The organism is Pseudomonas sp. BIGb0558, assembly GCF_024807515.1.
GTDB lineage: Bacteria > Pseudomonadota > Gammaproteobacteria > Pseudomonadales > Pseudomonadaceae > Aquipseudomonas > Aquipseudomonas yamanorum_A.
Genome location: NZ_JANUEW010000045.1, coordinates 34,186 through 45,825 on the forward strand (window position 1 = coordinate 34,186; position 11,640 = coordinate 45,825).

General features: G+C 56.9%; 8 protein-coding genes. 6 read left to right on the top strand and 2 right to left on the bottom strand.

What is annotated here, in order from left to right; translation table 11 throughout:
- Positions 1-230: 230 nt before the first annotated feature.
- Together M2400_RS29760 and M2400_RS29765 are read left to right on the top strand one after the other, a co-directional pair.
- Positions 231-584 (top strand): hypothetical protein, encoded by a 354-nt coding sequence (locus M2400_RS29760; protein WP_010176601.1) that lies wholly within the window; start codon positions 231-233, stop codon positions 582-584.
- Between the two features lie 159 nt (positions 585-743).
- Positions 744-1,178 (top strand): DUF3757 domain-containing protein, encoded by a 435-nt coding sequence (locus M2400_RS29765; RefSeq protein ID WP_177079550.1) that lies wholly within the window; start codon positions 744-746, stop codon positions 1,176-1,178.
- Between the two features lie 11 nt (positions 1,179-1,189).
- On the opposite strand, the gene M2400_RS29770 is transcribed toward M2400_RS29765, so the two are convergent.
- On the bottom strand, positions 1,190-2,302 hold the full coding sequence (locus M2400_RS29770; RefSeq protein ID WP_259200980.1) for an enoyl-CoA hydratase/isomerase family protein: 1,113 nt from the start codon (positions 2,300-2,302) through the stop codon (positions 1,190-1,192).
- A gap of 132 nt (positions 2,303-2,434) precedes the next feature.
- Between M2400_RS29770 and ung the strand changes: the two genes are divergently transcribed.
- The 4 genes from ung (at position 2,435) to M2400_RS29790 (ending at position 10,207) form a co-directional block, all read left to right on the top strand.
- Positions 2,435-3,127: a uracil-DNA glycosylase gene (gene ung, locus M2400_RS29775; protein WP_177134102.1), complete on the top strand. Its 693-nt coding sequence runs from the start codon at positions 2,435-2,437 to the stop codon at positions 3,125-3,127.
- Between the two features lie 235 nt (positions 3,128-3,362).
- Complete coding sequence (locus M2400_RS29780; RefSeq protein ID WP_259200975.1) at positions 3,363-5,342, top strand: hypothetical protein; 1,980 nt, start codon at positions 3,363-3,365, stop codon at positions 5,340-5,342.
- Between the two features lie 337 nt (positions 5,343-5,679).
- Positions 5,680-7,668 (top strand): hypothetical protein, encoded by a 1,989-nt coding sequence (locus M2400_RS29785; RefSeq protein WP_259200973.1) that lies wholly within the window; start codon positions 5,680-5,682, stop codon positions 7,666-7,668.
- A gap of 343 nt (positions 7,669-8,011) precedes the next feature.
- A complete protein-coding gene (locus tag M2400_RS29790) occupies positions 8,012-10,207 on the top strand; it encodes an autotransporter outer membrane beta-barrel domain-containing protein (protein ID WP_405046222.1) in 2,196 nt (731 codons plus the stop codon).
- 119 nt (positions 10,208-10,326) lie between these two features.
- Here the strand turns inward: M2400_RS29790 and M2400_RS29795 are convergent.
- Positions 10,327-11,640: YncE family protein (locus tag M2400_RS29795; RefSeq protein ID WP_405046221.1), on the bottom strand; the 1,314-nt coding region annotated here is incomplete at its 5' end.

Below are 11,640 nucleotides of genomic sequence, written 5' to 3' on the forward strand. Positions count from 1 at the left end.
CGGCGCAGCAACGGCGCGGGTTGGCGCGAGGAGGAGGGCGCAGGGCTCGTAGAATGTGCGTTGTGCTGGTGCGGGGTTGCACTGCAATGAGGCGACGATCAGATGTATCAATCTATGTCGAAATCGCACCAGATTCAGATTTTGATGTCAGATATTTCGTCAATCAGTGAAAGCTGTTTGCCGCCCCCCAGCGTCGCTGGGTGTGCTCTTCCGCGGTCCAGGAGGCCGCCATGTATCGTCGACTGCTTCTCATCGCTTTGCTCGGCTTGACCCTTTCTGCGTGTGCGCCCTATTACGGTGGCGGGCAGGCCTACTACGGTACCGAGGTCTACACGGCGCCTGCGCCGGCGTATTACTACGGTGGCGGGCCTTACTACCATTATCGCCAGGGTTACTATCCGCCACCGCAGCGTTACTACCCGTCGCCGCGGTATTACCAGCCCGCACCTCGTTACTACCCTGCCGGGCCGCGAGCCGGTTACCGGCCTTACCCCAACCAGGGTTGGGGGAGCCACTGGGGTAATGGCGGTGGCCGTGGCCAGGGCGGCGGCAATCAGGGCGGAGGCCGTGGCGGGCATCGCTGATCGTATTTGTTGGAAAAGCGGCGCTCAGGCGCCGTTTTTTATACCGCTGGTCGGTACTGTCATATTTGACAGCTAGACTAGGAGGCACGGCTGTTGTTAGTTGGAGGCGGTCGTCTATTTGACGTGTCGTTTTCAACATCGATTGACGGAGCCCGTGGGATGAGAGCCAGTACGCTCTATTTGTTACTTTTTGGTCTTTTCGGCATTAACACGTTAGCAGCAGCGCAAGCCTGCCCGTATCCGAGTGCCATCCGGTACGTTGATGGGCACTTTCAGGGAACTGCCAAAGACTCCCCATGGGTAAGCCCGCCAATGGACGGCCAGGACTTCGTGGAAACATTCGTGGGGGCGATTTTTATTCCAAGGGAGCCGGGTGAACGCAAGAATGGCTATCTGGAAAAGTGCCTTTATAAAACGGCAAGGGAGAATATGGTCGCCTTGAGGTACGGCTCGGTCCGCAGCGCAGGGACGATGTCGCTGGCAGATACCACGCACTGGCGACCCGGCACTGACGTTTTCGGGCAACAGATATTTCAGTGCGACGACCGTCAGCCCGATAATTGCGCCTTCACGCTGGAAGGCTCAACGCGCTGACGAGCGCTTACTTAATAGTCAGACAAATCCGCCAGCGGATGCCGCCCCTCCCACACCTTGTGGAAGTGCGCCTGCACCACCGCCTCGGGGATCAAGTTGATATCCGGCCAGTGCCAGTGAGGCTGTTGATCCTTGTCAATCAGCCGCGCCCGCACCCCTTCGCTGAATTCCGGGTGGCGGCAGCAGTTCAGGCTCAGGGTGTATTCCATCTGGAACACCTGGGCCAGGGACAGATGCCGCGCCCGCTGGATCTGCTCCCACACCAGGTGCGCGGTCAGCGGGCAGCCTTCGCTCAGGGTCTTGCCGGCGCGGTTGAACAGCGGGTCTGCGTGGTCGCGCAATTGGCTCAAGGCGCGCCACGCACAGCGCACATCTCCCACATCCAGCCATTCGTCGATCTGCGCCCGGCGCGGCAGCCATTGGGCTTCGGGCAACTGGCCGGTGGCTTCCTGGGCCAGGGCCTTGAGCAGGCTGTTGAGCTGCATCTCGGTCTGTTCCTGCCAGTTCAACTGCAGCAGGCCTTCGAGCAGTTCGTCCTGTTGTTCATCCAGCAGGAAGCGGTCGGCCAGGCCCAGGTCCAGGGCGTCGCGGCCATTCATGTGAGCGCCGGTGAGGCCCAGGAACAAACCCAGCTTGCCGGGCAGGCGTGACAGGAACCAACTGGCGCCCACATCCGGGTACAGGCCGATGCTGATTTCCGGCATGGCCAGGCGGCTGCTCGGGGTGACGATGCGCACCGCTGCGCTTTGCAGCAAGCCCATGCCGCCGCCCAGCACATAGCCGTGGCCCCAGCAGATCAGTGGTTTGGGGTAGGTGTGCAGACGGTAGTCGAGACGGTATTCGGCGGCGAAAAACTGCGCGGCCAGCGCCGGGACTTCACCGGGATGTTCACGGCAGGCCTGGGCCAGGCTGCGCACTTCACCGCCGGCGCAAAAGGCCTTGGGGCCGTTGCCGCGCAACAGCACGCAGACGATTTGCGGGTCTTTGGCCCAGGCATCCAGGCGTTCGGCCAGGGCCAGGATCATCGGCAGGGACAGGGCGTTGAGGGATTTCTCAGCGTCCAGACTGGCGACGCCGACGCGGGCGCCGCCCGTGCCAATCAGCTCTTCGAAGTGCAGGTTCATCATGACCTCAATCGAGAAAGTGAAGGTTCAGTATGATCGCTTCGCGGGAAAGTGCCGGTTCTGCGTCAGATCAATTGACAAGCAGGGTGGGCTTTCCTAGGGTTCGCACCATTGTTTTTTCTGGATACAACCATGACCACCGACGACCGTATCAAACTCGAACCCAGCTGGAAACACGCCCTGCGTGACGAGTTCGACCAGCCGTACATGGCCCAGTTGCGCGAATTCCTGCGCCAGGAGCACGCCGCTGGCAAGGAGATCTACCCGCCGGGCCCGATGATCTTCAACGCACTCAACTCAACGCCCCTGGACAAGGTCAAGGTGGTGATCCTCGGCCAGGACCCATACCACGGCCCGGGCCAGGCCCATGGCCTGTGCTTCTCGGTGCAACCGGGCGTGCCGGCGCCGCCGTCGCTGGTCAATATCTATAAAGAACTCAAGCGCGACTTGAACATCGACATCCCCAACCACGGCTACCTGCAAAGCTGGGCCGATCAGGGTGTGCTGATGCTCAACACCACCATGACGGTGGAGCGCGCGAATGCCAACGCCCACGCGGGCAAGGGCTGGCAGTTTTTTACCGATCGGATTATCGAGCTGGTGAGCGAGCATCAGCCACATCTGGTGTTCTTGCTGTGGGGCGCCCACGCGCAGGGCAAGCAAAAGCTGATCGACGCCACCAAGCATCTGGTGCTGACGTCGGTGCATCCTTCACCATTGTCGGCTTATAGAGGTTTCATCGGCTGCGGGCATTTCAGCCGTACCAACAAGTTTCTTGAGCAGAATGGCGAGACAGCCATCAACTGGGTGCTCCCCGCGCTCTAAGTGGCGTGGGCGGTGCAATGCCGCCCCACGCCGTCCCAACACTGGATAGCCAGGGGGAGGGCGGCACTATTGAACGTTGCCTGTTTGCCGGAAAAAGTGGCCTTACCTGTTACTTCCGACAGTATCGCCGATGGGAAATTGCGCATTAAATAATCTCTCTGGCCTTGTCGGTCTGGCCTACGCCAGCGTTGTAGCCAATGGTCGATCATCGATTGATTACTCCAGGAGAGTGAACATGTCTGATTCGATTTTGCCTTCATCCACTGACCCAAATGGGCCGGCCCTGCCGGCAGATCATCAAGATCCGCGCGAGTCTGGGCGCGACCCGTCCATTCTGGTTCTGGACAACCCGATACCTACCCAGGCATTGCCGCTGCTGTGGGATGAGGCGGCCTATACGATCCCGCTGAGTATTCAAGACCAACCGCTGCAGGTGACCATTGAGAGGGTCTGGCCGGTCAACTTCGCGAACCTGGCCATGACCACTCGTGTGGAGTACTTCTGGGATGGGAACAGCGAACATGTCTACGATCTTGTCGGTCCTTACGATCCCGATATCGTATTCCCATTGATCCAGGACCTTCCCGACAGCGTCTTGTCCACTGGCGGCATTCACCGCCTGACCTACCGGGTCAGTGCTCCCTTGATAGGGGCTGACGACTCGTTTCCGACCCTCGTCAATGTTGACAAGACGGCGCCCAATTTCAACAACCCGGGCTTTGAATTGGTCTTTGATGCCGAGGTGCAACTCAATGGGGTGACGGAAGCGTACCTGGACTTGCATGGTGGGGTAACGGCGGAGGTACCCCGTTGGGCAGAAATGCGTACCGAGGATGTGGTGACCTTCTACTGGGGCCCTGTACCGGATGTTTTCAGGGTAGATAGGGTGGACATTACAAGGGCGCAGGTCGAGGGCGCGCCCATTTTTGTCACGTTTCCTGAGGCGTTCGTTCGAGCCAGTGGTCCGGGGCCGATGTATGCCTCCTATAGCCTGGCGGACCGGGCGGGTAACGTCGGGCCTTTTTCGGCCGCCGTGCCCATCAATGTCTCGCTCGTCTCGCTGCCTGATTTGCCTCGTCCTCAAGTGCCATTGGCCGAGATTGACGGCCTGATCGATTTGGAGGACGCGCGCCAAACGGTGAGGGTGTCGATTCCTCAGATCGTTGGTGCTGATCCCGGGGACAGGATCGTCGTCTTTTGGAATGGCCAGGCCCTGTCGCCGGCCATTACCATTGGTGCGGTGCAGAACTGGCCGATTCCGGTCGAGGTACCCTGGCCTGTGCTCGCGTCGGGTGGCTTCGACATTCGTTACCCGGTGCGGGTTTACTATCTGTACGAGCGCGGTACGGCGACGAAGAACTCTCCGAACAGTTTCTATGAGGTTGACCTGACCGTCGCGGGCCCTGATCCGATTGGACCGGACCCCATCAACCCAGGCCTTGCGAGGGTGACTGTAAACGGCGCGACGGGCGATGACGTGATCACCAATGTGGATTTCCCAGGCCCGGTACCTGCGCAAGTACCGCTGTATGACAACCCCGTCGCGGGGCAGACTTTGTCCTTGTATTGGGGCAGTGATACGGTGTTTGTCGATGACTATGTGGTTCAGCCGGCGGATGTTGCCGGTCAGACGGTAACGTTCGAGATTCCATGGTCGGTCATCTCGGTCGGCGCCAATCCGGCATTGCCGGTGTATTACTGGACCAACAACGGAGTCAATCGACAACGCAGCCCGTTCACCCCGGTACGGGTGGAGTTCGATACGCTCACCGGTTTACAGCAGCCCAGGTTATTGAATGACAGCCCGCGTAACTTTATCGCGTGTGAGACCTCGCCTGAGCCGTGGACTGGCGTGTTTATGGGCATCGATTGGAACACCACACATTTCCAGGTGGGTGATACCGTTCGGCTGTATTGGGCGAGTTACCCATCACAAAATGGCGGGGGGCTGCCCTTTGACGATACACAAGTGTGGTTTGATCAGACGTTGACCGAAGAGCATCGAGATAGCGGTGTCGTTCCCATCGGGATCTTGCCGTTCAACCCATTGATTACTCGGCCAGGGCTGGTGACGAACTATGGATCCGCCCGGGTTTCGTATCGGTTATACAAGGTCGCGGGACCGACCGGGCTATCGTCGACCAAGTTGGTCTACATTGATTTGAAACGGCCAGGTGGTGGGACTTGCCTGGGGCCGACGGCCGGTGACGTTTAGGCTATTTACTGGTTGGTTGTTTCAGAGGTGTAAGCCCCAATGCCAGTCAGCCAAGCTGACTGGCTTTTTTTTAAGAGTGGTATGAAGTCTCCTGCAACAGGCTCGCGACCGACGGTGCTGATCACGGCCCATACTGTAGGAAAGTCGCCGCAGATTAACTTTTATTAATACCGTATGGCGTTAATAGCGGATTTCTAATTCTGGAGTGTTATAAAAAAACAGCCAAGTTGTTGTTGTTTGCTCGAAGCATATTTTAACCGGTTGTGCAGCTGTCAGATTTGACAGGATACGGTCCGATTGGGTTGGGGGTTTAATTAAGCTGTTCTTGTTCTAGTACATGACGACGAGCGAGAACAGCCCACAAACCTCAGAGTACCTAATGATGGCAAACTCAAATAAATTTAATCAGGCCACCTCCGGCAGTGGGGACCCTTTATCGATTCCGCGGCCGTGGAACTATTCTCCTGGCACGCCCTTTGTACTTGATGCATTACGTGTCACTAATGCGCTTCCCGATCTCCCGGGAGGGCAGCCGGGTTTGATGAGTGTCATGACGCTTTATACGGAGGGAGTAAAATGTGAAATTGATCAATGGATCGATACATTTCCTATGCCTGGAACCAATCCGGATCAATTGCAGATTTATATAAACAATGTGCCTTACGGTACTCGCATTCCTTTTGCCAAGCCTCTTGCTTCACTCACTTGGCCCTATGAGTTTTCAATTTCAGAGTCGGACATTGGTGAACATGGGGTAAAAAATTTGAGGTATGAAGTCTTTCAAGCGACGGGGGGTACTGATGGCCCAGCTACCCCTACGGTAGTCACCGTTGACCGGGTCGACCCCAACGCGCGCATCATCCCGGCGGCGGTGGTGCTGCCCACCTGGGTCGATGAGGTGCTCACGATGGAGGACCTGGCGGCTCATGATGATGTACTGGACCTGGTGATTCCCGGGCGCCTGGATCCTCAGGTAGGTGACGCCGTTTTGCTGTACTGGAGTTTGTTGGACCCACTTCCTATTTTCAGCATGAGCGACTTGCCCAGGACCACCGATCCCCTGAATGTTCCTTTGACGGCAGCGACGATACTGGCAAGAGGTGCGGGGCAGAAATTCATCACCTATCGCTATATGGACCGCGCGGGCAACCCTACCAGTTGGCCAGCAGACTTGAGGGTGCTGGCTGTTGTTACGGAGCCTTCAGCCACCAACTTGCTTCCACCCCGTGTACCTGAAGCTCCCCTCGATCTCACCGATGCACAGATGGGGCGCGCCGAGGTTTTCATTGATGGTTACGACAATGCAAGAGTGGGAGATGACATCCTCATTTCATTTAACGGCCTGATGATCAGCCATACCCTGACCTCGGTGGCGTGGCCGCAGCGCGTGCAGATTCCATGGGACGTCCTCAGGGAGGGTGGGCTGGAGGCAGCTTATACAGCTGACGTGTTTTACCGGGTCGTTCGTGATGGTGCGCCTTCGGCGAGTTCAGACACCCTCACCGTCAACGTGGATCTGCGTTCCGCGGGTGGGCGGCCGGAGGATCCGGGCCCTGTCAACCCGAGCCTGGATCTGATAGTTGTAGAGTCGTCCGAGGGCCTGATCGATGAAATCGGCGAGGGGGACACCGGCCCGGCGACTGGTCGCTTCGATGTTTACGACGGGGCGGCGGTAGGGCACCGGATTCAGATCTACTGGGATGGTGTTCCGGCCCTTACGCCTACGCATACCGTGACTGCGGCAGACCTGCTTCTGCCCCAGTTCGAGTTGACTATTCCGGCCAGTGTTATTGCCGCGCAAGGCAACGGAGTCAAGCCCGTTTGGTACTCGCTCAACAATGGGCTTAATGACAACATTATCGACTCATTGGAAACGCCTGTTCAGGTCAATGCCTTTGTGTTGGAAGACCTTGAGCCGGTCGTGTTTCCCGACGCGTTGCCTATCGGCGGCGGATTGTTTGTCATTACCTGCGATCAGCGCATTTTCGACGGCATCAGAACGGTCATCTATGACTCGGTGAATTTGCAGGCAGGCGACTCGGTAATCCTTCATTGGGTGGTCTACGGTCCGGACGATCTGAACTCTACAACCATTGTCGTAGACCATACCTTCCCGCCTGTGGTGGTCACGAACAACCACAATACTCCGGGCCATCCAGGGGAGTTGTTAACAGTGGCGTTCACGCCGTTCATTCAGCCGGTCACTACCGGGCGTATTGAGGCGAGATACAGAGTGATCAAAGTGGATGGTGCAACCACCGGCGAATCCGATCCTACCGTCGTCTATATGAACCGTCGCACAGCGGGAGGCACCATTTGCGGATAGTCCTTGTTGTATAGTCCTGCCCAGCACACACCTGAACGATTGCGGCATCAGCCGCAATAGTCCAGGTGTGTTTTCGTTATTGCCTATGCTCATGATGTACTTCTACTGTCGCGACTTGCTCCCTCCTCCTGTGGCTACCTCACAAGTTATTAGGATAAGTCCTACGCACTAAGGGACTTGACCTACATGATCCTCCCTCAAGGGTACGTACTCTTTGCGCCTCTGAAAGCCTGAGTCGATGAGTCCTGTAATCGCTTGGCTTGTTCAGTCACCCGACTAGAGGTACTACCCTGTGATCAACGAAAAAATCTTTACCCAATCCCGGTTATCTGCAGCAATCAAAATGCTGGCGGTTGTACCGTTCTCCCTGGTTGCGACAAAGGTCATGGCCCTGGATATTTATCCCGGTCAGCATGTGATCATCAATGCCAACTCGCTTCACGATCGCTACAAGATGAACGACGCTACCCTGACCTCCGATGGCGCGCACATCGTGGCGGTCCTGGCTTATGATTCGACCTTCAATATGAACGGTGGGCGGGTACAGGCATCAGGTACCGAAGTTGGGGTTTCGCTGTATGGCAGTGAAGCCACGGTCAACGATGCCCACATTTCCAGTGACGGTGCTATAGGCATGATCGTAGGCACCGAGGGTGCTCGTGGCTCCTCTGCCGTGGTTTCCAACAGCCTGGTCGAAGGCGCTACGGACGCTATAGTGCTCAGTGGTCCCAGCTCGCTGATATTGAATGGCACGCAGGTCAACGGTGGCCAGGTTGGCTTGAAGTCTTTTGACGGTCAACTGACCACCCAAAACAGCCGTATCTTTGGTGGGGCCAACGGTATTGTCGCCTACCGCCTGCCGGGTCAGGACAACCCTTCGGTGTTGACCCTCAATCAAACTGAGGTAGTGGGCGGAACGGGTGCGGCTATCCTGGTGGATTACCCAGGTGGCAGCCAGATCAATGTCAACAATGGCTCTACCCTCGTAGGTGGCAACGGCAACATGCTGGAGCTGACCAATGGCGGCTCGGCCGACATGCGCGTCAGCAACACCGCGCTGGCCGGTAATATCCAGGTGGGCGCAGCCAGCGTGCTGGACCTGAGCCTGGACGGTGCGTCGATGACCGGCGATGTGATCAATTCCGGCGGCACCGCCAATGTGGGCTTGAACAATGGTTCGGTGCTGACCGGGCGCCTGGAAAACGTCGACGCGTTGGCGATCAACAGCGACGCCACCTGGGTCATGGTCGACAACCAGCAGGTGGGTGATCTGTCCCTGAACAACGGCAACATCAAGTTCGGCGAGCCAGGTACCTTCTATCAGTTGGACGTGGCGAACCTGTCGGGCAACGGCACCTTTATCATGACCGCTGATTTCGCGACCCTGACGGGGGACTTCCTGAATGTCACCGGGACGTCGTCAGGCGACCACAAGCTGTTGATCGCCAGCAGCGGTGCCGACCCGTTGTCCGATGATCGTTTGCATGTCGTGCATACCGAAGACGGCGGCGCTCAGTTCAGCCTGGTCAATGATCGCGTTGACGTAGGTACCTACTCCTACAGCCTGATTAACGAAAATGACCAAAAGGACTGGTTGCTGGACCCAAGCAGCAAGGTCATCAGCCCAAGCACCCACTCGGTGCTGGCCCTGGCCAACGCCGCACCCAGCGTGCTGTACGGCGAGATGACCAACCTGCGTACGCGCATGGGCGAACTGCGCCTCAGCGACGGCAAGTCGTCGGGCCTGTGGAGCCGTGCCTATGGCAACAAGTACGAAGTGTCCAACAAGAACAAGGGCATTGATTACAACCAGACCCAACGTGGTTTTACCCTGGGTGCCGACGTGCCACTTTCCGGCGGCGACGGCCAGTGGCTGGCCGGTTTCATGGCCGGTCACAGCACCTCGGACCTGGACTTGAAGCGTGGCAGCAGCGCGACGATCAACAGCTACTACGTCGGTGGTTATGCCACCTGGCTGGATGCCGAGAGCGGCTTCTACTTCGATGGCGTGATGAAGTTCAACCGGTTGCACAACGAGTCCAAGGTGGCCATGAGTGACGGTAAGAAGGCCAAGGGCGACTTCACTCAAAACGCGGTGAGTGCCTCTGCTGAGTTTGGTCGTCATATCAAGTTGGATGACGGTTACTTCGTAGAGCCTTACGGGCAGTTGGCGACGGCATTCATCCAGCGTCAGAGCTACGACCTGGACAACGGCCTGCATGCCAAGGGCGACCGTACCGCTTCTGTAGTGGGCAAGGCCGGTGTGACCGCCGGGCGTAATATCCAACTCGACAGTGGCAGCATCCTGCAACCCTACTTGCGCACCGCCGTGGCCCATGAGTTCAACCAGAGCAACAAGGTGTTCGTGAACGACAACAAGTTCAACAACGACCTGTCGGGCACACGCATCGAAGTCGGGGCCGGGGTGGCGATGTCGGTGTCGAAGAACTTCAAGGTGCATGCGGACGTGGAGCGCAGCCAGGGCCGTAGCATCGACCAGCCTTGGGGCGTTAACGTGGGTGTGCGTTACGACTTCTAAGGGTGGGATGAGCAGTACGTTGTGCTAAGCGATGAATTGAACCCCAGGACTTTTGCATAACGACAAATGCCCCGTATCGAAGGATACGGGGCATTTTTTTTGCGGTGACTATTGACCGTTTATACGTTCACCACCGAAATGGTATTGGTGCCGTTATTGGCAACATAGAGCGTATTACTATCAGAGTTGAAGACAATACCGAACGGTCTGTCAAAGCCTGTGATACTAGCAATAGACTCTTCAGCCTCTGTGTCGATCACTCTCACTGAATTGCCTGTGTTTTCCGTAACGTAGGCACGATAGACCGCCGGGTCGGGATTGAAAACCAAACCTAACGGAGTTCTGAAGCCGGGAATAGACTTGACGAGTGTAATGGTATCCGTATCAAAAATTCCCAGGTAAGAGTTTTCTCCTGTGGTGCTGTTGGCATACAGCCTGGGTTTGTTCGGGCTTAAAGCTACGCTATTAAAGTAGGGGTAGGGGAGCGCTAGCTGCAGATCTCTTATTACGGCTCCAGCAGCAGTGAAGACCATTAATCCATGAGAGTTCCCAGCATAAAGGCGAGTGCCATCGCTGTTCATAATTATGGAAGAGAGCTGTTTACTGACGCCTAGAGAAAAGGTCGGTGCGGTTATCCTTAAATTGAATGTGTCATAGCTATAGATGTAGGTGAAGTATCCTTGGTAAAGCCTTGATCCGCTTGGGTTTCGAGCCATGAAATAGGTGGTGTAATTGACGTTGGATGTTTGAACTGTAGTATAAAACGTAGTTTCGTACTCATATAGGGTTATAGTGTTTGATAGGAGCCCTACATACAGGCGTGAACTATCTGGGCTTACTACAAGGCCTCGGGCTACTGCCTGGAGTGGGATAGTGTGCACGATGGCATTTGTCTCGGTACTGATGACGTGAACCGTATTGAGGTTGTTGTAGCCCACATAAAGTTTTTTGTTATCCGGGCTAAGCGTCATAAATGTTGGCGCATTGCCGACTGTGATTGTTTCCACGATCCCCGCAGACCTTCTGACGTCATAACGAGCTACCTCAAACGCCTGGGCTGTGGCCTGGTTGCCACTGCCATCCAGCGACACATTGGCTTCTACCCTCAGGGTGCTGTCCGCTGCCAGTGTCCGCAGATAGTCCGCCGGGATAGGCGCAGTGACACGCCCGGCGGTCACTTCAGCAGCGGTCACTGGCCTGCTGAACAGCAGGGTATCGGTGGTGCCCCGCAGGAATACGGTCAACAGTTGCCCGGCCACCATGAACGGCCAGGCATCAATCCGGACGGTGTAGGCACCGCTGGTTTCAATCACCCCGCCTGTGGCCTCAGGAATACTCACCAGGTCCCATTCCTGTGCTGCCAGGGCTTCCACCTCCAGGCTCAGGGTCTTGGACTGAGTGCTCGCCCCGCCCCGAATGACGTCGTAATACAC